This is a genomic window from Bacteroides sp. D1 (assembly GCF_000157095.2).
Taxonomy (GTDB): Bacteria; Bacteroidota; Bacteroidia; order Bacteroidales; family Bacteroidaceae; genus Bacteroides; species Bacteroides xylanisolvens.
The window spans coordinates 1-25,589 of record NZ_JH114349.1 but is presented as its reverse complement, the minus strand read 5'-3'; the positions used below and the strand labels follow the sequence as shown (position 1 = coordinate 25,589).

Annotated in this window: 15 protein-coding genes and 1 tRNA gene; 6 read left to right on the top strand and 10 right to left on the bottom strand. The window is 42.8% G+C overall.

Going from position 1 to position 25,589, the window contains the following annotated elements; translation table 11 throughout:
* Positions 1–10 precede the first annotated feature (10 nt).
* The 5 genes from BSAG_RS04940 to BSAG_RS04960 form a co-directional block, all read right to left on the bottom strand.
* Positions 11–3,256, bottom strand: a complete 3,246-nt coding sequence (locus BSAG_RS04940) for a SusC/RagA family TonB-linked outer membrane protein (RefSeq protein ID WP_004313037.1) — start codon at positions 3,254–3,256, stop codon at positions 11–13.
* 36 nt (positions 3,257–3,292) lie between these two features.
* Positions 3,293–4,684: a glycoside hydrolase family 76 protein gene (locus tag BSAG_RS04945; RefSeq protein ID WP_004313036.1), complete on the bottom strand. Its 1,392-nt coding sequence runs from the start codon at positions 4,682–4,684 to the stop codon at positions 3,293–3,295.
* Positions 4,685–4,698: 14 nt separating this feature from the next.
* Complete coding sequence (locus BSAG_RS04950) at positions 4,699–5,946, bottom strand: SusE domain-containing protein (RefSeq protein ID WP_008018369.1); 1,248 nt, start codon at positions 5,944–5,946, stop codon at positions 4,699–4,701.
* 18 nt (positions 5,947–5,964) lie between these two features.
* Complete coding sequence (locus BSAG_RS04955; RefSeq protein WP_008997703.1) at positions 5,965–7,938, bottom strand: LamG-like jellyroll fold domain-containing protein; 1,974 nt, start codon at positions 7,936–7,938, stop codon at positions 5,965–5,967.
* Between the two features lie 188 nt (positions 7,939–8,126).
* The gene (locus BSAG_RS04960) at positions 8,127–12,167 is read right to left on the bottom strand and encodes a response regulator (RefSeq protein ID WP_004313033.1); all 4,041 of its coding nucleotides are present in this window, start codon (positions 12,165–12,167) and stop codon (positions 8,127–8,129) included.
* A gap of 210 nt (positions 12,168–12,377) precedes the next feature.
* Between BSAG_RS04960 and BSAG_RS04965 the strand changes: the two genes are divergently transcribed.
* The 5 genes from BSAG_RS04965 to BSAG_RS04985 all read left to right on the top strand — a co-directional run bounded on the left by BSAG_RS04965 (position 12,378) and on the right by BSAG_RS04985 (position 20,038).
* Complete coding sequence (locus BSAG_RS04965) at positions 12,378–14,660, top strand: GH92 family glycosyl hydrolase (RefSeq protein WP_004313032.1); 2,283 nt, start codon at positions 12,378–12,380, stop codon at positions 14,658–14,660.
* A gap of 53 nt (positions 14,661–14,713) precedes the next feature.
* A complete protein-coding gene (locus BSAG_RS04970; RefSeq protein WP_004313031.1) occupies positions 14,714–15,664 on the top strand; it encodes an endonuclease/exonuclease/phosphatase family protein in 951 nt (316 codons plus the stop codon).
* Between the two features lie 52 nt (positions 15,665–15,716).
* Positions 15,717–16,874: a glycoside hydrolase family 76 protein gene (locus BSAG_RS04975; RefSeq protein ID WP_004313030.1), complete on the top strand. Its 1,158-nt coding sequence runs from the start codon at positions 15,717–15,719 to the stop codon at positions 16,872–16,874.
* A 59-nt stretch (positions 16,875–16,933) separates the two neighbouring features.
* The gene (locus BSAG_RS04980) at positions 16,934–18,379 is read left to right on the top strand and encodes a glycoside hydrolase family 125 protein (protein ID WP_004299909.1); all 1,446 of its coding nucleotides are present in this window, start codon (positions 16,934–16,936) and stop codon (positions 18,377–18,379) included.
* 498 nt (positions 18,380–18,877) lie between these two features.
* The gene (locus tag BSAG_RS04985) at positions 18,878–20,038 is read left to right on the top strand and encodes a glycoside hydrolase family 130 protein (RefSeq protein WP_004313028.1); all 1,161 of its coding nucleotides are present in this window, start codon (positions 18,878–18,880) and stop codon (positions 20,036–20,038) included.
* 301 nt (positions 20,039–20,339) lie between these two features.
* Here the strand turns inward: BSAG_RS04985 and BSAG_RS04990 are convergent, their stop codons facing one another.
* The 4 genes from BSAG_RS04990 to BSAG_RS05005 all read right to left on the bottom strand — a co-directional run bounded on the left by BSAG_RS04990 (position 20,340) and on the right by BSAG_RS05005 (position 24,864).
* Positions 20,340–22,610: a GH92 family glycosyl hydrolase gene (locus tag BSAG_RS04990; protein ID WP_004313027.1), complete on the bottom strand. Its 2,271-nt coding sequence runs from the start codon at positions 22,608–22,610 to the stop codon at positions 20,340–20,342.
* 219 nt (positions 22,611–22,829) lie between these two features.
* Positions 22,830–23,501, bottom strand: coding sequence for an RluA family pseudouridine synthase (locus tag BSAG_RS04995; RefSeq protein WP_004299905.1), 672 nt, complete (start codon positions 23,499–23,501; stop codon positions 22,830–22,832).
* Between the two features lie 9 nt (positions 23,502–23,510).
* Positions 23,511–24,257 carry a 3-oxoacyl-[acyl-carrier-protein] reductase gene (fabG, locus tag BSAG_RS05000; RefSeq protein ID WP_004299904.1) on the bottom strand — a complete coding sequence of 249 codons (747 nt, stop codon included), beginning with the start codon at positions 24,255–24,257 and terminating at the stop codon, positions 23,511–23,513.
* A gap of 16 nt (positions 24,258–24,273) precedes the next feature.
* Positions 24,274–24,864: a TetR/AcrR family transcriptional regulator gene (locus BSAG_RS05005; protein ID WP_004299903.1), complete on the bottom strand. Its 591-nt coding sequence runs from the start codon at positions 24,862–24,864 to the stop codon at positions 24,274–24,276.
* A gap of 238 nt (positions 24,865–25,102) precedes the next feature.
* Between BSAG_RS05005 and BSAG_RS05010 the strand changes: the two genes are divergently transcribed.
* Positions 25,103–25,175 (top strand) — tRNA-Met (locus BSAG_RS05010).
* A 171-nt stretch (positions 25,176–25,346) separates the two neighbouring features.
* Here BSAG_RS05010 and BSAG_RS05015 read toward each other — a convergent pair.
* Positions 25,347–25,589 (bottom strand): transposase (locus BSAG_RS05015; protein WP_232287668.1); only part of this gene is annotated, 243 nt, incomplete at its 5' end.

The following is a 25,589-nucleotide window of genomic DNA, read 5'->3' as shown; positions in this document are numbered from 1 at the left end:
TCTATCTTATTTAGAATGTTATATCAATACCAAAATTGAATACCTTTTGAATAGGATACCAAGAAGCTCCGTCTCCGGATTTCGTTTCCGGATCTATATCCACATCACCCAGTTTATCAAAAGTCAACAGATTCAGACCTTGCACATAAATACGTGCCTGTTGCACATGGAATTTACGTAATAATTTGGGCGATACATTGTAACCAATTTCCACATTCTTAAGACGCAGGTAGGAAGCATCATACAAAAACAAACTACTGTTTCCATTCTTGTTGTTATCATGTGTTCCATAATGCAATGCCGGATATTTGGCAGTAGCAGCCGTTTCCGGTGTCCAACGGTCCAGATGCATTTTCTTCACACGTCCGATCTTATCCTGTTCAAATTGCGGGAAGTCAAATACAGCAGCCCCATTCAACAGAATAGATGATTTTGTCGCACCTTGCAATAATACACTAAAATCAAAGTTCTTATACTGGAAACCGAAAGGAATACCGAACATCAGTTCCGGACTACGCGGATTTCCCATTACCGTACGGTCTTCATCATCAATCACTCCGTTACGATCCAAATCCTTATAAACAACATCTCCCGGAATTAATTGTCCCCACGGCTGATAACCGATCTTGTTCAAACGGTCAGCCTCTTCCTGATCGGCTACAAAATGATCGAACACATAGACGAAGTTTTCGTATAAACGTTTACCGGTTTCTTTACGCCAGGAGTTCTTGCGGGCAACTTCCGCTTTATATTCCAGACGGTTACGGGAGAAAGTCAGGTTCGGACGAATATAGTAACGGAAATCCTTTCCAATCTTATCATTCCAGCTCAATTCGATATCCACACCACGGTTGCTTACTTCACCCAGATTCTGTAAAGCTGCATCTTTACCTACAATGTCCGGATATCCCATGATACCGTCACTGTTCATATCTGTAATAATGTCAAAACGATATTCGTAAAATGCATCTATCGTCAATGCCAAGCGTTGATTCAGGGTAGTAAAGTCGATACCGACATTCAGTTTACGTGCTTTTTCCCAAGTCAGATTCGCATTAGCCAAATTACCTTCGGAAGTTCCGCCTACATTCGTACCAAAGTTATTACCGAAATCATAACCGCTACCACCACCGTAGAAAGCCAGATATGGGAAACGGCTGCTGACGTTGTCACTACCTACCAAACCATAGGAGGCTCTTACTTTCAGGAAGTCAATCCAGGAAGCCTTTTTCATAAATTCCTCTTCAGAGACTACCCAACCGATTGAACCAGCTGGGAAGAACCCGTAACGTTTGCCCGGAGCGAAGTTCTCGGAACCATTGTAACCGAAGTTAAATTCCATCAGATACTTCTGATTATAATAATAAGCAAAGCGTCCGGTGATACCCTGGCTATGATAAGCCAATTCATTGTTAACAGTACGGTTACCACGGTTTGCCAATAACATGGCTGTCACTTCGTGGCGGTTGCTAAACAAACGGTTGTAATCCAAACGTGCCTGTATATAAGTACGTCCGTCAGAAGCGTTATGACTGAATCCGTTGCCGATAGTCTGGTCAATATCATATTTGTTACCCGTTTTGTAAGCACCCGTATAGTGTCCGCCTGCCATATAAGCATCCGAACCTTCGATCGGCATAAACGTCGCATATTTCGGATATTCACGATAACCGTCTTTGTAAGTATCCAGTTTGCGATTAATCCATCGTCCTTCAGAAGCATCATAAGAGAACATCACTTCCGCTTTTAATCCTTTCGTCAGAAATTCCATATCCAGATTCATGGCAAAACTACCATTCAGATACGTGTTCTTTTCATTCAGATAACCGGTACGGCTCAATTCACCCAGAAGATTGTAACGGTAGATATTGTCACCATAAAGCATACCACGAGGATTTTGCTGAATGTATTCCTCATTCTGCGGATGCGCATTTTCTTCCACCAGAATGGGCAGATATGGAGGCTGGGTAGCACAGATGGTCATCAGGCGACCGGCTGTTGTACCCGGTGCATTACGGTCGGTAATACGGGCCCCCAAATCCAAACGGGTACTCAAATAACGATTAATGTTGATATCGATGTTCGAACGGAAGTTGTAACGGGTGAACTTGGTTTGCGAGTCATATTCACCGGCATTCGAATATTTGTAGTTACCGCCTTGTGAAAAGTAATTGGCCAATACATAATAACGTACCTTGTCCGTACCGCCACGGATGGAGAGGCTGACATCTTCCTGCAAACCGGGTTTGAAAGCAAAATCATAATAATCCCAGTCATATCCCAAACCATCGGAGTTGTCTCCTTTCGCACGGCGAAAATTGTCAATCGCCTGTTGAGAGAAAAGGTTCAAACTGCTGATGTCTGCGCCCGTCATCTTAGCATCGTTCAATCTGGCTTCATTATATAAAGTTGCATAATCGGCAGAACCTAAATATTCGGGGAAACCGATCGGCTGGTTAATACCGATAGAGGCTTTCAGGTTCACGGTTGCCTTTTCCGCTGCCTTACCACGTTTGGTAGTAATAACGATTACACCATTTGCACCACGGATACCATAAGCGGCAGTGGCCGAAGCATCTTTCAGGATAGTGAATGTTTCTATTTCATCCGGTGCGAGGTAACTCATGTCACGTTCGATTCCATCGACAATGACAATGGCACTCTGGTTACCGTAAGTTGCCTTACCACGAATAAACAATTCACTTTGATCCACACCCGGTTCACCACCCGCATACTGGTTTACAATCAAACCCGGCAGACGTCCGGCAAGCGCATTGTTGATATTGGCAGTAGGACTCTGCGTCAGATCTTTCGTTGTGATGGTAGCCACAGAACCGATCATGGTTTCTTTACGTTGTTTGGTATAACCAACTACAACCACTTCCTGCAATGCTTTCGTATCTTCCTGCAATAAGACAGTCAGTTCTTTCTTTGCACCGGGAACAATCTCCTGTGGCTGGTAACCCAGATAAGAAAACACCAACGGAGCTTCCGCATAAGGCAGTTTAAGCGTAAACTTACCATCCATATCCGTAATCGTACCTGCATTGGCTACTCCTTTCACGACAACAGACACACCGATCAACGGATCATTTGTCGTCTTGTCCAATACCGTACCCGACACTGTTATCTTATTGCTTTGTGTGGCCTGCACCTTTGCCGTTCTTCCCGTTTGCGCCACACCCTGCAAAGGTATACCTGCAAGAAGAGTGCAAGAAACAGCCACCAGACAAATATTTCTTTTTATATGTATCATCTTTCTTTTCGATTTTCTATGTGTAATAAATCAATCTTATTCCTCTGCTTTCTTACCGAAATCCGGTCCGACCCAGTTGGCCTTTTCCGTTGCTTTACCTTGCACCCAGTCTTCATAACGGGCACGGATTTCAATCATTGTTGCTCCCGGGACTTCCGCATTCAAGGAGATTGTCAGGCGATCTTCCCTGTTGTCGCGATTACCAAAGGCCGGTGCTTTTGCCCAGTCGTACTCCCACACATAATAGCCTTCGGGATGAGCCAACGTCCAAAGCACATCAGAACAGCTGCGCAATGCAGCGATAAACTTATTCTTGGTCTTTTCCGGATAAAGGCTGTTAGTCGGCTGTTTCACCATATCCAGGAAGTAACGGACAAATATTCCACGGAATAAAAGATTATCTCCCGAATTTCCTTCACCACTGAATACCGGATAGTTAGAGTCCATTTTCTTATTTACCTGATAAGAGCCGAAAGCAACCGCATTACGAAGATATTCCTCCTCACCGGTAGCATTGTACAATTCCAAGGCAGCCGCCATAAATGTTCCCTGATTATAAGACAAGGCTACTTTATCAGGATCTCCCGGTGTACCGTCATCTTTAATACTCAAATTATCATATACCTGTCCGGTGGAAATATCACACAGATAAGCCGTCATCCAGTTGTATACCTCTTTGGCGAAGTTCAGGTAATAAGCAGCCTGCTCTTCCCAACCGTCTTTAGCCTCCTTAATGGTGAGCTGATATAACTTCATAGCCAACAGGCAACCGGGACCATTGGAACAAGACATACGCGAAGCCGGCGCATCCGTTTTCCATGCCATTCCTCCTGCCCCTTTGTAGTCATTCTTTGCTCCCTTGATATGATTCCACATCTTCATCAATGCACTGTAATAATCAGGATCACCAGTCAACTCGTATACCCGCAGGGAAGCTAGTGCCATCCATTCCATATCATCATAGAAGTTATTCCAAAAATCCTTGCCACCATAACCGCAATGCTCATTCCAGTCATCAAAAGCCGGCAGGAAAGGTTTCATGATGTTTTCATACAAATAAGTCTGATATTCGGGATTGTTCGCATGGCGGATATAAGCATCGGTGATAACATCCAATGCATGTCCCTGTGACCAACCACCGCTACCGCCTGTACTTGTTGGTTCTCCGGTTTCCGGTGTATTCGGTTTTTCCCAATAGATGCTTCCGCAAAAGGTATTCCGTCCACTGGCATTCTCATAGAAATATTTGATATATGTTCCTGTACTTTTGTCGGCTGCATCCGTCCAGTTCACATCCGACACATATTCGCCGGATGAGTTACCTTTGTAGATGTCTCCCAAATCGCCATCGTCACAAGCTGCGAATATTGCCAGTGCACCGCTTAACAGCAAAACTCTTTTTGATAATGATACTATATAGTTCTTCATATTATTATTAAGTTTTAATCTTCATTCGTTTCCGAAGCTACCCAACGGTGGGTATACGTTCCAAGCTCTGCGTTGAAATAAAGGGTTACATCGGTTTTCACCGTAGCATAATATACATTTCCCTGTATAGCACCCCACTGCAGTAATTCGTCGCAGAAACGGAAACTATAATCCCAGGCATCAGTACCCAATGCTAATTGATATAGATTATAATAACTCTTATCGGTATCCAAATTAGGCTGTCCCTTATCTCTTTCCTTATGTCCCCAACGGTAAGTCGTTCCGTTGATCTCCATCTTAAAGCTATGACGGGTTTCACCGCTTCCTGCCCAATCCTCTTTTTGCTTACGTGCTGTATAATTCTTCACGCCCCATTTGCCATATCCCAGATAGTCGAAGTTTTGTCTGTACCCTCCAGACTGGTTATAAAGATATACGGCTCCTATCTCATCATAACTGATGGTTTGTTCACCCATATTGATGGTAATACGATAAATACCCGATTGAGGGACAGTCACCGTATATTCTTCACCATCGTTACGTTCACGCAGCACTCCATTATCGTCTACATAATAATAACACTTACGACCTTCGACAGTAGACATAAAGACAAACGGCTGGTTGGCTTTCAATTGAGTGAAAGTCTGATAGATTCCTTCATTCTGACGGAGCATTTGTTGTGCTTCCGCTTCATCACCATCATCTTCCGTACCCACACCCGTGATGTAAACCGGGTCATTTTCAGCAGGCATATCATCGATGCCATCCATCATGAAGATCACGAAATAGCCTTCCAGACTACTAAGAGCCTGATCCAATCCGCAATAAGCACGCACCTTCCAACGCAGTGTACCGTTGGTATTACAACGGAATTTAGCCAGTTTACCTATTGTGTTTGCCTGATAATGGGTTAAAGTCAACTGTGATTCCAAACCGTTATTGTCAGAAAAGATCGTTTCTACCGGTTTGGTAAAGTCGCCCCCGATCGTATCAATCAATACTTCATAACGATATACTGTATTTCCGTGTTTTTCGGTAGGCGTCCATTTCAGAACAATATCTGTCAACGAAGCACCCGAAAGTACTACCCGCTCGCCACTAGCCATTGCATCCATGGTTCTAACAGGTTCAGGCGGAACAATCGGTTCATAATCATCCGGATCAAATCCCGGATTCAGTTTATTGTCACAAGCCGTCAGTCCGATAAGAAAAAACAGCAGGGCAAATTTGATTAGTTTTTTTGTTATCATATTGTTTCTCATATTATTATATTCCTAGTTTTAGTATGAATGAGGACATTCAATTGGTTCAAAGCGGCTCTTATCTCCATTATAAGTTGCAGGAAGTTCCGCTCCCCAGGCAGGTTTATTTTCGCTTATATTCTGCAAACAAACTTGCGCATCCAATCCGTTGCCGCCATTTCCCCAATTTTCAAAAACTGTAGTACCTCCGACACCTTTCGAGAATACCCAATATCCCATCAAGTCAGAGTGTTCTTCTGCATTAAGGATTTTGCACATATTCGCTTTAATTTCACTTTCGGCCAACGCTCTCTTCCACATCCGTGCCTGATAAACTTTGCAATATCCTACCCGATATGAATCTCCGGAACGTCCAATCAACAGCGCTTTATCATTTCCACCTACATCTGTCAGATTGAGAGATGAATTAGGGGCACAATCCTCATAAGAGTTATCTGCAGGAGTCAACGTTTCTCTCACTCCGTTTATATACATTTTATAAGCCTCTTTAGTACTTGATTTCGTTCCATCATATACAATGGCTATATGATACCATTTACCCGGAGTCTTACGTCCACCTTCCGAATCATCGCAATAAATAGTTTGCTGACTACGGAAACGGGGATCACTCTTACCATTAATTTTAGTGGCTATTTCAAAACGCGGATTCACATCCTTAGCTTCTGCACGAAGCAGGAATACACTTTCCAAACCTATAAACGATTGCATAGAACGAGTATAAGTCGGGTAGAACACAACCTCAAAAGTAAGCTGATTCATACTTTTTACCTCTGAATGTGATTCGGCATACTTTTTAATATCAATTTTAAAGCATACGTCATATTCCATACGATAACATACCGGATTCACATAAACTGGTAACGTCAATTTCTGACCTGCCGCATCAGACAGTTCCAGTGTGGTAGTCCCGAGCTTCTTTCCTGTTAGTTTTAACTTGGTAGCCCCGTCTTCCGTAATCAATTCAGCGGTTTTCAAATAGGTTTTATTATCATCCGTGAGTCGTGCCAATTTATAATCACCATTTCCTCTGGTAATAGCTATTTCAGTAGATGCCTCATAACCACCAATGATTAAAGAAGTTGCTTCATTTTCCAGTTTAAGGTTATATGGATTCACTTTCACCGCAATCTCCTCCACAGAACCTTTCTGGTCTGTCACAATCACTTTCACATCACCTCTAGCTTTGGGTTTCAAGGTAATCAGGTTCTCTTTTTCAGTATCTTCCACAATCGTTGCATCTGTAGTAGGCTCGCCGTCTCCCACCTGATAAGTGAAACGATATCCGCCATTACCTCTCTCAATAGAGATATATTGAGATTCGGCATCCGGTTCGGCAAAAGTGGCTTCATTACTTTTCAGTGTCAAATCCACGATGTTCACTACCACAGGAATAGTGATTGTCTTACCTTTCTTATCTGTTATCGTAACATTTACCGGATCGGCTCCAGTCTCGAACTTGGCAGTCAACGGAATAACCTGTCCGGATAGTTCACCCACTTCCAAAAACTTATCAGCACCTTCCGGTATGGAAATCTGATAATCTCCGTTACCGGTCAAAATCTTCACCAGTCTCTTTTCACCGATAAAAAGGTCAAAACCTTCTTCCGGTGCATCTACCGTCAAATTCCAGAGTTTTGCTACCCGAACCAGCACTCTAGCCACTTTCTTACGTCCATCTACTATTAATATAGTGGTTTCCGTACGGTTATTTTCTTCCAACTGGCTATTTTCGGTAGCTTTAATAGTCACCTTATTACCATTGATTGTAGCCGTCGCCACGTTTTCATCAAATGGCTTCACATAATAATCGCCATTACCGGAGGTGATACTCACCGTAATTTCGTCTCCTTGTAGTAGTGTCACCGAATTATTATCGACAACCAGATCTGTTGCCGGTTTCACTTCCTGTTCTTCTTTATCATCACTGCACGATACCATAAAAAATGGAATGGTCAATGCTGAAAGAAATAAAAAACTAAGTTTCCTTTTCATTAGATTAAAGATTAATAAATTAATACTTTTCAAGTTTATCTACTTAAAAACTTCGATGAGACAAAGATAAAATCACTAAACTCTACCAAAAGAAAATTAACTATCCTTTTTTACCTTTTGGCACGGATATTTACTATATTAACACGGATATTTACTTCTTCTTTTTCTTTAAAAATTCCCGCCACAGGCTACTGCTGAACCTCTTCCAAATGTTTCATCCGAAACTCTTTTGGCGTGCACTCATACTTTTCACGGAACACCTTAAAGAAAGTAACTTTGTTCGAGAATCCCGAATCGAATACAATTTCATCAATCGTCTTTTTAGTGGTCAGCAATAAATCTTTCGCTATGTGCAAACGACATTCCTTAATCAGATCGGTCGGGCTATCCTCTCCTATCTCTTCCATCTTCCGATAAAGACTCCGGGGACTGATTGCCAGCCGATCGGCGATATAACGTGGAGTCAAATCTTTGTTCGTTATATTATCATTGATAATCTTCAAAACCGACTGAAGGAACTTCTTCGACTCTTTATGCGTCAACTTCCCGTCCGACTTTTCAAAAGAACTGATCGGCGAACTGAAATAATTCTTCAACACCTCTTTCCGTTCCATCACCTGACAGACAGAAATACGAAGGTACTCCGCACTAAACGGTTTCGTGATATACATTTCCGCACCGGCAGAAAGAGCTTCCATCTGTTGTTCCATCTCGTGCCGTCCGGAAACCACAATAATAGGAATATGCGCTGTCTCTTTCACCGATTTGATCCGCCTGGTCAGTTCAATGCCGCCCATTCCCGGCATCATGACATCACAGATAATCACATTCGGATAAACCTCATTCATCACCTGATCCAGCCGTTCAGGATCTTGCAAGGTTACCACATTGAAGTCAGCCGAGAAGATTTCTCCAATAAACCATAGCATTTCGATTTCATCATCGACAACCAAAAGCGTAGGACGCATCTTATCAAACTCATACTGGGGAAGTTTCAGTATCGATTGAGTATCTATCTTAGGGATGTATTCCGCTGTGAGCCGCTTGGTTTCCGACACTCCGGTAGTCAGTTTCACGACCGGCAAGGTTAGTGTAAACATCACCCATCCGTCAGGAGTATTTTCCACTTTCAACGTACCATTCAGCAACTTTGCCATATTATAAGAGATGGCTAGCCCCAGTCCGTTCCGTGAAAAGTTCTTTTCATCCTGATTCTCGAAATTATCCAAAATGGCATACCGATTAAAAATATACTGAAAATCCTTTTCCTTGATGGTACTTCCTTCATTTGCTACACGAAGAGCCAGCATATTTTCCCGGCTCGTATCCACTTCAATCTTGATACTCTGTCCGTCGGGAGTATATTTAAAGGCATTAGAAATCAGATTAATAATAATCGTATTCAGAAACCCTTTGTCCGAGTTCCACATCACCTGCTCGGGTATCTTGCTCAAGAAAGTGATGTTTCTGGATTTAGCCATTTCAACAAACGTTTTGGCTATTCCTTTCACAATGGAAGACACATTCAATGATTCAACCCGCACTTCCCTGTTTCCCGTTTCAATCCGACGAAATTCGATCAACTCATGAATCAGGTTGTTGAGACGCTCCGCATTCGTCTGAATCATCTGTACGTAGTCCACGACAAATTTACTAAGTCCCTTCGATGAAAGGATTCGTCCGCAAGGACCATAAATCAAAGTCAGCGGAGTACAAAATTCATGTGCGATATTAGTAAAGAAACGAAGTTTGGACTCAAAGACATTCTTTTGATGGCGTTTCTCTATCTCGTTCAGCAATTCCTGCTTTTTACGTTTGGAGCGCAGGATAAAGGAACGTATCAGCAAGGCTGCCAGTAAAAGCAGACACAGGGCATAAATCAAATAAGCCCACCAGGAAGCATACCACGGATCACCTATACGAATCACCAGAGAATAGACATCACTCTCTTTATCAAAGACACTATTGTAATATTTCACCAGTAAGGTATATTCGCCGGGAGCCATATTCGTAAAAGAGACTCCGCTTTCCGAACCATTGTTTACCCATTGGTCACTCAATCCTTTCAGTTTATAGAAATAGGTACAGTTATTACCATTCAGATAATCCACAGAGGCAAATGAAACAGAAAAGAAATTCTGGTCATACTGCAAATTCAAGACTTCAGTTTCTTTTTTCCGGGTGAGAAATTCGCCCAGATTGTATTGTTCACCGAAGATAGACAGCTTATCAAAATAAACAGGAGGCATATAAAGCTGCTCCGGACGGCCATCCGCCCGGATAGCTACGACTCCATTGATTCCGCCAAAGAACAGAGTACCAGTCTGGGAATCCCGAAAAGCGGCTCCGTCACTAAACTCTACCACCTTTAAACCATCTCCAAAACCGTATGAACGAAAGACATTCCTTTTCGTATCGAAATTGATTAATCCAAGATTGGTGCTCAACCAGAAGTCGTCGGACGAGTTTCTAAGAATTGCATGAATGGTATTATTCAGGAAACCATTCTTGGCATTGAAGAGCTGATAAGAGGTTTCCGATGTGTACTTTATCAATCCGTAGCTCGTTCCGAAAAGATAGTTATTGCTGCTGTCTTTACTGATAGCGAGAATATTATTCAGGGTCATGTTTTCGTATTTGTGAGTAGACACCGGTTCCAGGCCATTCGTCGTTTCGTTATAGCGGAATACCCCATATCCTTTATTGCCAAACAACAGGTTGGCTTCATTCTCCGCATAAATAGTAAAGAAATAGTTCGATCCCAGTTCGCCGTCATTGATGATGTAACGTTGCGCATCCACAATCACCGGATTGTCCGGTGTTCCGGCAATACGAGCTTTCACCACTCCCATGCCGACACTCGCCAGCCACAGTTCGGAATCTGCTGTTTCGTAAATGTCATGGATGTATTTGAAATCTTCGTTACCGATCCGTATTGGTATACTCTTGATACGTTTTTCCCGATATGAATAATAAGTTAATCCTTCTTCGTCTCCTATCCAAAGCAAATTCCGGTGGCTCTTGGCAAAACAATAAACGGCATTACTACTCAAAGCACTATTAGAGGTAGTCAACACCTCTGCCCGACAGTCGGAGATGTTTTTATCGAATTCGTAATCATAGATTTTAAGAATTCCGTTTCCTTTGGTTCCCACCCAGAAAGTACATTCATCATCAAGATAGATGGCACGCACGGGGCGTTCTATTTTCTCGGTGTAATTGCTAAGCACCATTGATTTGATAGAATAAAGCGGGTTCGAATAAAGATAAACGCCCTGTCCGTCAGTACCAATCCAGACAACATCCTGAAAACGGTCTTTCTTGAGACAGAATACACCGCTGTTGATAGGTAACGACTGAATTTGATAATGATCCGTCTCCTTCTGTTTTTCCAACAGGAGAATGCCATCCATCAAAAAGCCCACAAAATAGCTGTTATGATAATGAACAATGGACGAAATTTTGCCACGTTCCTGTATTTCCTTACCTAGATTGGCAATAAACTCATTCTTCTGGGTCGGAATATGGAAAGCATAGAAATTAAATTCCTTGTCTATGTAATAAAGAGATTGCTCGTCATTGAAACAATAAATCAAGGAAGTCTGATAAATCAGGTTCGTTTTCTGGGGTAACAGGGTGATATCTCCCGATGCGGCTTCCTGCTGTATATCATAACAGCGGTTATATCCTTTCATGACTACCCACATCCGGTTGTTACCGTCGATAAAGAAGTTTACGATATCGGAAATCGGGATTCCCGTGATATTGATTTTCTTGAAGACTCCTTCTTTTTTATGATAATAATAAATGCAGTTACTATCCTGGATAATGAACAGATTACCATGACTATCTTTATTCATAAAGAAGAGTTTCTGAAATTCATTATAGTGAGTGATTGTATTGGTTTTCCGGTTCAAACGGTTCAGCCCATAGTAGGTTTGAATCCAGTAAACATCTTCGCCCGTATACACAATATTGTCAATCAGATTACCAGATAAGTAATCCTCTTTGTCACGAGTCTTAAATTCCTCAATCTCCTGTCCATCATAAATATTCAGTCCGTCGCAGGTCCCGAACCACATCAATCCACGCTCATCCTGGCACAGAGATGTAATCGAACTATTAGACATATACTCTTTATCTGCAACTTGCTTCAAATTATAAGCATAAGCGTTATGTATCAACAGATTAAGAAAAAATAATAGAATATAAACCGACTGTTTTCCCATAGTGTATTATTCTTAGATTTGCTATATGACAAAGGTAAACAAAAAAACATTCCGAGCTTTTTTTTGACCGGAATATAAGTAAATTTCCGTGCCAGAGTAGTTAATTTTAGCGACAAGAGGCGATTTAACCTCTCTATTACTAGAAGCACATTCCTTTTCTCCCTATTTTCGTCGTAGAAATTATTTTCAAATCTATAAATTCATTTGTTCATGAAAACACATTTTTCATTTAAACACTTGCTATTTCTTGGAGGTGCCGTGTTGTACAGCCTGCAATCTTCTGCCGTTAAGAATCCGGTAGACTATGTCAGCACACTGGTAGGCACTCAATCCAAGTTTGAACTGTCTACCGGAAACACGTATCCGGCTACGGCATTGCCGTGGGGAATGAATTTCTGGACACCGCAGACCGGTAAAATGGGAGACGGTTGGGCGTACACGTATGATGCCGACAAAATCCGGGGATTCAAACAAACACATCAGCCCAGTCCCTGGATGAACGACTACGGGCAGTTTGCCATCATGCCTATCACCGGCGGACTGGTATTCGATCAAGACCGACGTGCCAGTTGGTTCTCTCACAAAGCGGAAGTTGCCAAACCTTATTATTATAAGGTGTACCTTGCCGACCATGACGTAACAACCGAGCTTGCTCCTACAGAGCGCGCCGTCATGTTCCGTTTCACGTATCCGGAGACAAAGAATGCCTACGTGATTGTAGACGCTTTTGACAAAGGTTCTTATGTGAAAGTGATTCCGAAAGAAAACAAGATTATCGGCTATTCAACCAAGAATAGCGGCGGTGTGCCGGAAAACTTCAAAAACTACTTTGTAGTTCAATTCGACAAACCGTTCACATTCGTTTCCACAGTTTCCGAAAACAACATTCTTCCGAATGAGATCGAAGCGAAAGGAAACCACACAGGTGCGGTAATCGGATTCGCCACGAAAAAGGGAGAAATCGTACACGCACGGGTTGCTTCCTCCTTTATCAGTCCTGAACAAGCGGAATTAAATCTCAAAGAGCTGGGCAGAAACAGTTTCGACCAATTGGTAACGAACGGAAGAGACGTGTGGAACCGTGAAATGAGTAAGATAGAGGTGGAAGACGATAACATTGATAACCTGCGCACCTTCTATTCCTGCCTGTACCGCTCCATGCTTTTCCCACGTAGCTTTTACGAGATAGACGCTAAAGGAGAAATCATGCATTACAGCCCCTATAACGGTGAAGTGCGTCCCGGCTATATGTTTACCGACACCGGTTTTTGGGACACGTTCCGTTGTCTGTTTCCTTTCCTCAACCTGATGTATCCGTCGATGAACCTGAAGATGCAGGAAGGTTTGGTAAACGCTTACAAAGAGAGCGGTTTCCTGCCGGAATGGGCTAGCCCGGGACATCGGGATTGTATGGTAGGCAACAACTCGGCTTCCGTAGTGGCCGACGCTTACATCAAAGGGTTGCGCGGGTATAACATCGAAACTCTTTGGGAAGCATTGAAGCATGGAGCAAATGCACATCTTCGCGGGACTGCTTCGGGGCGTCTCGGTTACGAGTCTTACAACCAACTGGGATATGTTGCCAACAATATCGGCATAGGACAAAACGTTGCACGTACATTGGAGTATGCTTACAACGACTGGGCAATTTATACATTAGGCAAGAAACTCGGTAAACCGGAGAGCGAAATCGACATTTATAAGAAACACGCGCTGAACTACAAAAATGTCTATCACCCGGAACGCAAACTGATGGTTGGCAAAGACAACAAAGGCGTATTCAATCCGAATTTCGATGCAGTGGACTGGAGCGGTGAATTTTGCGAAGGGAATAGCTGGCACTGGAGCTTCTGCGTATTCCACGACCCGCAAGGACTTATCAACCTGATGGGAGGCAAGAAAGAATTCAACGCGATGATGGATTCCGTCTTTGTCATCCCGGGTAAACTGGGAATGGAAAGCCGCGGCATGATTCACGAAATGCGTGAAATGCAAGTAATGAACATGGGGCAATATGCGCACGGCAACCAGCCTATTCAGCACATGGTATATCTCTACAACTATTCGAGCGAGCCCTGGAAAGCTCAATACTGGATACGTGAGATTATGAACAAACTATATACCGCCGGTCCCGACGGTTATTGCGGTGACGAAGACAACGGACAGACTTCCGCCTGGTATGTATTCTCCGCACTCGGTTTCTATCCGGTTTGCCCGGGAACGGATGAATATATCATTGGAACCCCACTCTTCAAATCAGCGAAGTTACATTTGGAGAACGGAAAGACCATCACGATCAAGGCAGATAACAACCAGCTTGACAACCGCTACATCAAGGAAATGAAAGTAAACGGGAAATCACAAACCCGTAATTTCCTTACACATGACCAGCTGATTAAAGGTGCTAATATTCAATTTCAAATGAGCCCCGTACCCAATAAACAACGGGGAACCACAGAAAAAGATGTACCTTACTCTCTTTCATTTGAATAAAATATTGTACTTTTGGAGATCAATGAATTATCTACCAAACAAACTATAAAAACATGAAACTGAAAAACCTTTTACTAATTGCCCTTGTTGCGATCGTCTTTTGCGGTTGTCAAAGTAACTATCAGCCTACTTCTATCACCGTTGCCTCCTACAATTTGAGAAACGCCAACGGTGGCGATTCAATCAACGGAAACGGTTGGGGACAACGTTACCCGGTCATTGCCCAAATAGTGCAATACCACGATTTCGATATTTTCGGCACGCAGGAGTGCTTTATTCATCAACTGAAAGATATAAAAGAGGCATTACCCGGTTATGATTATATCGGTGTAGGTCGCGACGACGGCAAAGAGAAAGGTGAACATTCTGCTATTTTCTATCGCACAGACAAGTTTGACGTGATAGAGAAAGGTGATTTTTGGTTGTCGAAAACTCCCGACGTGCCGAGCAAAGGATGGGATGCCGTGTTGCCGCGTATTTGCAGTTGGGGACACTTCAAATGCAAAGATACCGGCTTCGAATTCCTTTTCTTCAACCTGCACATGGACCATATCGGCAAGAAGGCACGTGTGGAAAGTGCATTCCTCGTGCAGGACAAGATGAAAGAACTTGGCAAAGGCAAAGAGCTTCCGGCCATCCTGACGGGAGACTTCAATGTCGACCAGACCCACCAGTCTTATGATGCTTTTGTGAGCAAAGGGGTGTTGTGCGACTCTTACGAGAAGGCCGGCTTCCGCTATGCTATCAACGGCACGTTCAACGACTTCGACCCGAACAGCTTTACGGAAAGCCGTATCGACCATATATTCGTTTCTCCGTCTTTCCAAGTGAAAAGATATGGTGTGCTGACTGATACTTACCGCAGCATCGTAGGCAAGGGAGAAAAGAAGCAGGCGAACGATTGCCCGGAAGAAATCGACATCAAGACTTATCAGGCGCGCACTCCTTCAGACCATTTCCCCGTAAAGGTGGAACTGGAGTTCGACCAGCGTCAGCAGAAATAATCTTTGTATCTAGTTATAACCTGAAAGTTTCACCACACAACCCGATATTCCTATGAGAAATATATGTTTTGTAGCCTGTATGTTATTTTGCCTTACTTCCGCAGTGGGAAAGACACCGGGAAATACCCGTTATCTTTCTATTGCCGACTCGATTCTATCTAATGTATTGAATCTCTATCAGACGAATGACGGACTACTAACAGAAACGTATCCTGTCAATCCCGACCAAAAAATTACTTATCTGGCGGGCGGAACGCAGCAGAACGGAACGCTGAAGGCTTCTTTTCTATGGCCGTATTCCGGGATGATGTCGGGTTGTGTGGCTTTATACAAAGCGACCGGAAACAAGAAGTACAAAAAGATTCTCGAGAAAAGAATTCTACCGGGAATGGAGCAGTATTGGGATAACAGTCGCTTGCCGGCCTGTTATCAGTCATACCCCACCAAGTACGGGCAGCACGGACGTTATTATGACGATAACATCTGGATTGCACTGGACTATTGCGATTATTACCAACTGACTCACAAGCCTGCATCTTTGGAAAAAGCCGTTGCATTGTATCAATATATCTACAGTGGATGGAGCGATGAGATAGGCGGTGGCATCTTTTGGTGTGAACAGCAGAAGGAAGCGAAGCATACTTGTTCCAATGCACCGTCTACTGTGCTCGGTGTCAAGTTGTACCGGCTGACGAAGAATGCCAAATACCTCAAAAAAGCAAAAGAGACGTATGCCTGGACAAAAAAGCATCTATGCGACCCTACCGACCATCTTTACTGGGATAACATCAACTTGAAAGGGAAAGTTTCCAAAGAGAAATACGCCTACAACAGTGGACAGATGATTCAGGCGGGTGTATTGCTCTATGAGGAAACGGGAGATGAGCAGTATTTGCACGATGCACAGCAGACAGCCGCAGGAACAGATGCCTTTTTCCGCACAAAAGCCGATAAGAAAGACCCGACTGTCAAAGTACATAAAGACATGGCCTGGTTTAACGTGATCTTATTCAGAGGACTGAAAGCTCTGTATAAGATTGACAAGAATCCGGCGTATGTCAATGCGATGGTGGAAAATGCGCTTCACGCCTGGGAAAACTACCGGGATGAAAACGGATTATTAGGCAGGGATTGGTCGGGACATAACAAGGAGCAGTATAAATGGCTGCTCGACAATGCCTGTCTTATTGAATTCTTTGCAGAGATTTAACACTTCTTCTCCGCAACACTTTCATAATCAATACTAATCAACAAAAAAAGACTATTACCATGAATATAACTAAAGCCTTTTGTTTGTCCATAGCACTCTTGGGCGCTAGCAATATGCAGGCTATAACGAACAGTGATTTTGTCATCCAACAAGATAATACCAAAATCAACAACTATCAGACGAACCGTCCGGAAACATCGAAACGTCTGTTTGTCTCACAAGCTGTGGAACAACAGATTGCGCATATCAAGCAACTGCTGACGAATGCCCGCTTAGCATGGATGTTCGAAAACTGTTTCCCGAACACACTGGATACTACTGTTCATTTTGACGGTAAAGACGATACGTTTGTTTATACAGGTGACATCCACGCCATGTGGTTGCGCGATTCGGGTGCACAAGTATGGCCTTACGTGCAACTCGCCAACAAAGACGCAGAACTGAAAAAAATGCTCGCCGGCGTTATCAAACGTCAGTTCAAGTGTATCAATATCGACCCGTATGCCAATGCTTTCAACATGAATTCCGAAGGCGGCGAATGGATGAGCGACCTTACGGACATGAAGCCCGAACTGCACGAACGCAAATGGGAAATCGACTCGCTCTGTTATCCTATCCGTCTCGCTTATCATTACTGGAAGACGACGGGAGACGCCAGTATATTCTCCGACGAATGGCTTACAGCCATCGCCAAGGTTTTGAAAACGTTTAAGGAACAGCAACGAAAAGAAGATCCGAAAGGTCCTTATCGTTTCCAACGCAAAACGGAACGTGCACTCGATACGATGACCAACGACGGCTGGGGTAATCCTGTAAAGCCGGTCGGACTGATTGCTTCTGCTTTCCGTCCTTCGGATGATGCTACAACTTTCCAGTTCCTCGTTCCGTCCAACTTCTTTGCTGTAACTTCATTGCGCAAAGCTGCCGAGATTCTGAATACAGTCAACAAGAAACCTGATTTAGCTAAAGAATGTACTACACTGTCGAACGAAGTGGAAGCAGCCCTGAAAAAGTATGCGGTTTACAATCATCCGAAATATGGCAAAATCTATGCTTTCGAAGTAGATGGTTTCGGCAACCAACTGTTAATGGATGATGCCAATGTGCCGAGTCTCATTGCCCTGCCTTATCTTGGAGATGTGAAAGTGAACGATCCTATTTATCAGAATACCCGTAAGTTTGTATGGAGCGAAGATAATCCTTACTTCTTCAAAGGTACTGCCGGCGAAGGAATTGGCGGTCCGCACATCGGATATGACATGATTTGGCCCATGAGTATTATGATGAAAGCATTCACCAGTCAAAACGACGCAGAAATCAAGACCTGCATCAAAATGCTAATGGATACGGATGCCGGAACAGGGTTCATGCATGAATCTTTCCACAAGAACGACCCGAAGAACTTTACTCGTTCCTGGTTTGCATGGCAAAATACGCTATTCGGAGAACTAATCCTAAAACTCGTAAATGAAGGAAAAGTAGACTTACTGAATAGTATCCAATAGTCTTCTATTATGTTTTTTATTGTATTCCCGCTTATGAGATAACTGTTTCTAACCTTGAAGCTTACGCTTCCAAAGTAGTTTCAAGGTTGAAGAACTTTAGTTTCACGCCTTTGAAACCACAGTTTCAAGTAAGAGAAACTAGAGTTTCTCACCGATGAAACTAAAGTTTCCCGCTGACGAAACAAAAGTTTCAAGCAATAGAACTTTTAGTTTCAAGTACTGAAACTCTCTCTTCCGTAATAGTCTGATAATCCTTGAATACCGCTCCGGATAGAAAAATAAGTGCCCACATAGCAGAGAAACAATAAAATCCTTGCTTTCACAACAAGGTGACAGCAAAGTTGTCGTCACCTTGCCGTCACATCATGCTGTCACACTGCAGTATATTTATAATCAATCATTTATGCCCAATCAGGTGACAGATGACAGCATTTTATTTATTTTCCAATTTATATGTAGGGAGTATATGACTCCTAAAAAATAAATGACCCATATAATATGAACAATATGAAATCAACTTTTTTATTCCTACTTACTACAACCATGATGACCTGTACTGCCTACGGACAGTCTTCCAATCATAAAGAGAACAAATTACCCGATTGGGCTTTCTGTGGTTTCGAACGTCCAAAGAATGTCAATCCGGTAATATCTCCTATAGAAAACACTAAGTTTTACTGTCCATTGACCAAAGATTCTATTGCGTGGGAATCGAACGATACATTCAATCCGGCTGCTACACTCTACAATGGTGAGATTGTCGTGTTATACCGTGCAGAGGATAAATCAGGTGTCGGTATCGGACACCGGACTTCCCGCCTCGGTTATGCCACTTCTACCGACGGCACACATTTCCAACGGGAAAAGACTCCTGTATTCTATCCGGATAATGATTCACAAAAAGAGTTGGAATGGCCCGGCGGCTGCGAAGACCCACGAATTGCCGTAACCGATGACGGATTATATGTAATGATGTACACCCAATGGAATCGCCATGTACCTCGCCTGGCAGTAGCGACCTCCCGCAACCTAAAAGACTGGACAAAACACGGTCCTGCTTTTGCCAAAGCATTTGATGGAAAGTTCTTCAACCTGGGTTGTAAGTCCGGCTCTATCCTGACCGAAGTTGTTAAAGGGAAACAGGTTATCAAGAAAGTCAACGGGAAATACTTTATGTACTGGGGAGAGGAGCATGTATTCGCAGCTACTTCCGATGACTTAATCCACTGGACACCGATTGTCAACATTGACGGCTCCCTAAAAAAGCTGTTTTCTCCCCGTGACGGCTACTTCGACAGCCATCTCACCGAATGTGGGCCTCCAGCTATCTACACTCCGAAAGGAATTGTCCTTCTTTATAATGGTAAGAACCATTCAGGAAGAGGTGACAAACGCTATACCGCCAATGTCTATGCTGCCGGACAAGCACTCTTCGACGCCAATGATCCTACCCGCTTTATCACCCGTCTCGATGAACCGTTCTTCCGTCCGATGGATAGCTTTGAAAAGAGTGGGCAATATGTGGATGGAACCGTATTTATAGAAGGAATGGTCTACTTCAAAAACAAATGGTATTTGTATTATGGTTGTGCTGACTCCAAAGTAGGAGTAGCCGTTTATGATCCGAAACGACCGGCAAAAGCTGATCCGCTTCCATAGTTATAAAAAGAGTCTTGATTACATTCTTTTTTAAAGGAAAGATGTAATCAGGACTAACTTATTTCTTAAAACTATATTCCCCAAAACGGCTGAAAACAGTAAGTTCTTGTTAAGGATTTGCTTTTCAGCCGTTTCTAGTATAAAATAAAGCTTTCCGAAGCAGAATTAAATGCTACAATCGGAAAGCCTTATAATACCTATTGAAAACTGAATTGAATATTGAGAACCAGCTTTATTCTTTCATTGTCGGAGGCTTCTTCCTCCTTTCAACAATTAGCTGTCTTTTATAAGTAAGCCATCTTTATCCATTTATCTTATTCAAAACAACCGGTCTGTTTGCCGGAGCCTTACCAAAATTCTTATTAGGCTTTTTCCCCATTACAAACTTCAATGTGCTGCCATTTATTATATCCTGATAAGTGATATAACTCTTATCATAAGGCTTGCCATTCAAATACACTTTCTGGATATAGATATTTTCTTTGCTGTTATTGGGTGCTTCTACAGTAAAAGTGTTACCACCACGTACCTTCACTTCTACTTTCTTAAAACAAGGGCTACCGAAAACAAATACACCATCCGACGGGTTCACCTGATAGAGTCCCATAGATGAAAGAAGATACCAGGCAGACATTTGGCCACAATCCTCATTACCGATGATACCGTCCGGCTGGTCTGTGTAAAAATCGCTCATGATAAAACGAACCTTTTCCGCCGTTTTCCATTGTTCACCGGCATACGCGTAAAGATAAGCAACATGATGGCTCGGTTCATTTCCATGTGCATATTGTCCGATCAATCCGGTTATGTCGCTCGATGCTTCTTCCCCCATACTGTCGGTATTGGTAAAGAAACCATCAAGCTTCGTTGTAAAAGGTTTGTCACCTTCAAACAAGGCAATCAGCCCATAGGGGTCTTGTGGAGCAAAGAAAGTATATTGCCATCCGTTTCCTTCACAGAAATCTCCAACAGTATGGATGGAACGTGCCGGATCGTAAGGAGTACGCCAAGAGCCGTCTTCCAGTTTCGGACGAATGAAATGGATAGAAGAATCAAAATAGTTCTTGTAATAATGAGCACGTTTTGAGAATGTTTCAGCATCTTCTGTCTTTCCCATCTTACGTGCCATAGCGGCAATTCCCCAGTCGTCCACTGCATACTCCATGGCTATGGAAGTAGCTTCATGAACTTTGTCGGCAGGGATATAGCCTTTTTTGACTACATAAGGTACTCCTTTCTGCTTTTCATAAGTAGCTGTAGCTATCATTGCTTGCAATGCTTCTTCCGCATCGAACCCGGTAAATCCTTTCAGATATGCATCGGCAATCACCGGCACGGAGCTATACCCCGGCATCTGATCGGTCTCTCCACTCATCAAAGGCCAGATAGGGAGTTTGTCCTGCTGACGATAGATGGAAATCATCGAATTGACTACATGGTCAACCATTTCAGGTTGAGTAATAGTCATCAAAGGATTTAATGCACGGTAGGTATCCCATAAAGAAAGAGTCGTATAGTTGGCTTTCTTCGGGTCTGTGTAAATCATGTCATTCATCCCTCTATACTCTCCATTCACATCGCAAAAAAGCGTAGGGGCAATCATAGTATGATAATGGGCGGTATAGAATACACGTTTGGAAGCCTCATCATCAGTCTCTACTGTCATCTTCTCCAGTTGCTTATTCCATCGGTCGGCACTCATATCCACCACCTTATCAAAATCCCAGTGAGTAAGTTCGGATTGCAGGTTCATCGCTGCGTTGTCACAGCTGACAGAAGAAAGAGCGACTTTTATCTTCACTTCTTTCACGTTGCCAAAAGTAAGGACACTCTTCACCGATGCCACTTTCAGTTGGTCCCAAGGTTGCGGAGCATTATCGTCATAGGCAGTAAACTGCTCTATCTTCTTATCACTTTTCAACACAAAATAAACTTTGCGGGAAGGACTCCAGCCTCTCACATAACGATAACCCTCTACTGTATAATCATCTACCTTACGGATATAGCTGTCGTAAGCATTCGATCCGTTTCCTTCACGTAAGTCGATTAATATGGAAGCCGGTTTTCCTTCAGGATAAGTATAACGATGGAAGCCTACACGATCTGTAGCTGTCAACTCGGCTTTGATATTGTAACGGTCGAGAAGCAAAGAGTAATATTCGGGACGGGCGATTTCATTCGCATGAGAATATCTGGAAGCATACCCATCACGTATATCATCCTGATTGCCTCTGGGAGTACGGATCTCATTCAATGGCATGATGAGAATATCACATAAGTCAGTACAGCCCGTACCGCTCAAATGGGTATGTGAAAAGCCAATTAAAATACTATCGGAATAATGATAACCCGAGCACCAGTCCCAACCTTTATGGATATTGGTAGGACCCAGCTGTACCATTCCATACGGAACACTCGTCCCAACAAAGACGTGTCCATGATAACCGGATCCGATATACGGATCGACGTACTGCAATAATCCTTCACTTTTTGAATAGTTCTGTTGCGCTACTCCATTTCCCGCTGTAAGCAAGACACAAGAAGTAAGTGCAAGTAGTTTAAATGCCTTCATTCGTATTTTTCTTTGGTATGATTGAAAATTATAGTTAGCGAATGATGCAAATATACTACCTATTTAGGAATTAACTAACTGTCGCTAGAGTTTACAAGAAAAATGGCAGGCAGGTTTACTCTTTTGGCAAGTTCCAACCACAGATTTACACGGTTTTCCACAGAAAAACTGCGTACCGTCTACTAAATAACATAATAAATGAATCTGTGGAAATCCGTGTTAATCTATGGCGAATCCTTTCCATAAATTCCCTTCGGGAAGAGGAGCTTCAAGCTCTATCAGTTCTTTTGAGACAGGATGTATGAACCGTACTCTCCGGGCATGCAGACAAATGCTCCCATCCGGATTGGAGCGTGGAGAGCCATATTTCAAATCTCCCTTGATAGGGCATCCCATTTTTGCCAGCTGACAACGAATCTGATGATGACGTCCGGTTTTTAAATCGACTTCGAGCAAATAGTAATTCTCCGAATGACCGATCAACCGGTAATGCAAGATCGCTTTCTTGCTGTTCGGCACTTCTTTGTCGTATGCATAACTTTTGTTCTGCTTTTCATTACGTACAAGAAAATGTACCAGTTCACCTTCCGGTTCTTGCGGAGCATTTTTCACAACCGCCCAATAAGTCTTTTTCACCTCACTGGTGCGAAACATTTCGTTGAGCCTTGTTAATGCCTTACTCGTTTTGGCAAAAATAACAAGACCGCTTACGGGGCGGTCCAACCGGTGTGTCACACCGAGGAAAACATTTCCGGGTTTCTGATACTTCTCTTTCAGATACTGTTTTACAGTCTCCGAAAGCGGCGTATCCCCCGTCTTGTCTGCCTGGACAATCTCGGAAGCGGTCTTGTTGACTACAATGATATGGTTGTCTTCGTATACAACAGTCATTCTGTTCGATTACATATTCATACCACCATCTACCTGAATCACCTGACCTGATACATAAGAAGACATATCAGAAGCCAGGAAGGTAGCGATGTTTGCCACATCTTCAGGAGTACCACCACGACGCAAAGGTATTTTCTTTGCCCATTCAGCTCTTACTTCGTCAGAAAGAGCAGCTGTCATGTCTGTCAGGATGAATCCCGGAGCGATAGCGTTGGCACGGATGCCGCGAGAACCCAACTCTTGTGCGATAGACTTAGCCAATGCAATCATACCTGCCTTAGAAGCAGCATAGTTAGCCTGTCCTGCATTTCCGTGAACACCTACAACAGAGGCCATATTGATAATGCTACCAGCTTTTTGACGCATCATGATAGGTGTACAAGCATGGATGAAGTTAAATGCTGACTTCAGGTTCACGTTGATTACCATATCCCATTGCTGTTCGCTCATGCGCATCATCAAACCGTCACGAGTGATACCGGCATTGTTTACCAATATATCGATCCGTCCGAAGTCCTTGTGGATTTCTTCAACGACCTTTGCAGTATCTTCAAAGTTAGCCGCGTTAGAAGCGTAACCTTTGGCTTTCACGCCCATTGCTTCCAATTCTTTAGCTGTATTTTCTGCATTTTCGTCAATGACAAGGTCAGTAAATGCGATGTTTGCGCCTTCGGCAGCAAACTTAAGAGCGATAGCCTTACCAATACCGCGAGCAGCACCGGTTACAATGGCTGTTTTTCCGTCTAATAATCCCATACTAAAAGTTATTTAATTAAATTTCTGTTCTATGCAGTGCGCCAAACACAATGTTGGACACATATCTATTTCTTGTATCTTCATCCAGATGTGCACCTATATGGCCTCGAATATAAGGAACTTCAATTCCTTTCACACAATAATGTATCAAGTCGGCAGTCATCTCCACATCGTCAATATGGAAAACTCCTTTTGCCTGTCCTTCCAGAAGAACGGCTTTAAAGAGCTGGACTTCCTTTGCATCAAACTTCTTGCGAACTTTTTCCACCCGCCATATATCACGGAAGAAATAAGCACGCAATGTTCCGTTTCGATAGACCACCTCTTTTACCGCGTCCAACCGGGTATATATCATCTCCAACAATTTCTCGTCCGGTGAGATATTTTTCTCGGCCACCCGCTTCATCATATCCGACAGAATATCCAATTCCGATTCCACAACAGCCAAATAAATTTCATCCTTACTTTTAAAATAAGTATAGAGCGTTCGTCTACCTTTTTTAGAAGCAAGAGCGATATCATTCATAGTTGTGTTTTCTACTCCCATCTTCGCAAAAAGCTGACGGGCTACATCTACTAATTTGGCTTTTGTCTTGGATACGGTCATAGGTTACAAATTGCACATTGCTGAATATTTTGAGCAAAAGTAATTCTTTTCTTTAGACCATACAAGAAAATAGAGAGAATATTAACATTTGTATATTAATAGGTGCTAAGAAAAAGTTTCATCATTATTTCATTCATTCTCAACCAAATAAGAAAAAAAATGATGATTTACTCGAAAAATATTCAGCTAATTATTTGTTTGTTTCAAAAAAAGCCGTACCTTTGCACCCGTTAAACATCGCGGAGTGGAGCAGTTGGTAGCTCGTTGGGCTCATAACCCAAAGGTCATTCGTTCGAGTCGGATCTCCGCAACTAAAGATAAGAAGAATCGCAGAAATGCGGTTCTTCTTTTTTATGACGACTCTTCTTTACTGACTTTATTCACAACCTAATTTCAGTTATCAACAAGGATATCAACAGGTTAATTTACTTATAATAAAGCAATTAACGGGTCAGTCCGAAAACCCTGTGGATATGTTAAATTCACACTGTCAGTTTGCATAATCTAAACATAAAGAATGGTATATCTCCTACTCCCCTAAACTGTGCTCTGAACGCTTTAATTTTTGCATTGAATGATTCTGCAAATGCATTCGTTTCCCTGCTAACGAAATAGTTTAGTATTGTTTCATAATAGTTCTGCATGGTATTTGTTACGGTTCTGAAACATCCGTATCCAAGCTTTTCTATTTTATTGTACCACAAGGCAAGCTTTCCACGTGCCAC

What these genes read in the sequence shown, in the direction of transcription:
- BSAG_RS04940 (WP_004313037.1), bottom strand. Translation starts at nt 3,256, where the DNA reads ATGATACATATAAAAAGAAATATTTGTCTGGTGGCTGTTTCTTGCACT.
- BSAG_RS04955 (WP_008997703.1), bottom strand. Translation starts at nt 7,938, where the DNA reads ATGAAAAGGAAACTTAGTTTTTTATTTCTTTCAGCATTGACCATTCCA.
- fabG (WP_004299904.1), bottom strand. Translation starts at nt 24,257, where the DNA reads ATGGGATTATTAGACGGAAAAACAGCCATTGTAACCGGTGCTGCTCGC.
- BSAG_RS04970 (WP_004313031.1), top strand. Translation starts at nt 14,714, where the DNA reads ATGAAACTGAAAAACCTTTTACTAATTGCCCTTGTTGCGATCGTCTTT.
- BSAG_RS04990 (WP_004313027.1), bottom strand. Translation starts at nt 22,610, where the DNA reads ATGAAGGCATTTAAACTACTTGCACTTACTTCTTGTGTCTTGCTTACA.
- BSAG_RS04960 (WP_004313033.1), bottom strand. Translation starts at nt 12,167, where the DNA reads ATGGGAAAACAGTCGGTTTATATTCTATTATTTTTTCTTAATCTGTTG.
- BSAG_RS04975 (WP_004313030.1), top strand. Translation starts at nt 15,717, where the DNA reads ATGAGAAATATATGTTTTGTAGCCTGTATGTTATTTTGCCTTACTTCC.
- BSAG_RS04980 (WP_004299909.1), top strand. Translation starts at nt 16,934, where the DNA reads ATGAATATAACTAAAGCCTTTTGTTTGTCCATAGCACTCTTGGGCGCT.
- BSAG_RS04965 (WP_004313032.1), top strand. Translation starts at nt 12,378, where the DNA reads ATGAAAACACATTTTTCATTTAAACACTTGCTATTTCTTGGAGGTGCC.
- BSAG_RS04945 (WP_004313036.1), bottom strand. Translation starts at nt 4,684, where the DNA reads ATGAAGAACTATATAGTATCATTATCAAAAAGAGTTTTGCTGTTAAGC.
- BSAG_RS04985 (WP_004313028.1), top strand. Translation starts at nt 18,878, where the DNA reads ATGAACAATATGAAATCAACTTTTTTATTCCTACTTACTACAACCATG.
- BSAG_RS04950 (WP_008018369.1), bottom strand. Translation starts at nt 5,946, where the DNA reads ATGAGAAACAATATGATAACAAAAAAACTAATCAAATTTGCCCTGCTG.
- BSAG_RS05005 (WP_004299903.1), bottom strand. Translation starts at nt 24,864, where the DNA reads ATGACCGTATCCAAGACAAAAGCCAAATTAGTAGATGTAGCCCGTCAG.
- BSAG_RS04995 (WP_004299905.1), bottom strand. Translation starts at nt 23,501, where the DNA reads ATGACTGTTGTATACGAAGACAACCATATCATTGTAGTCAACAAGACC.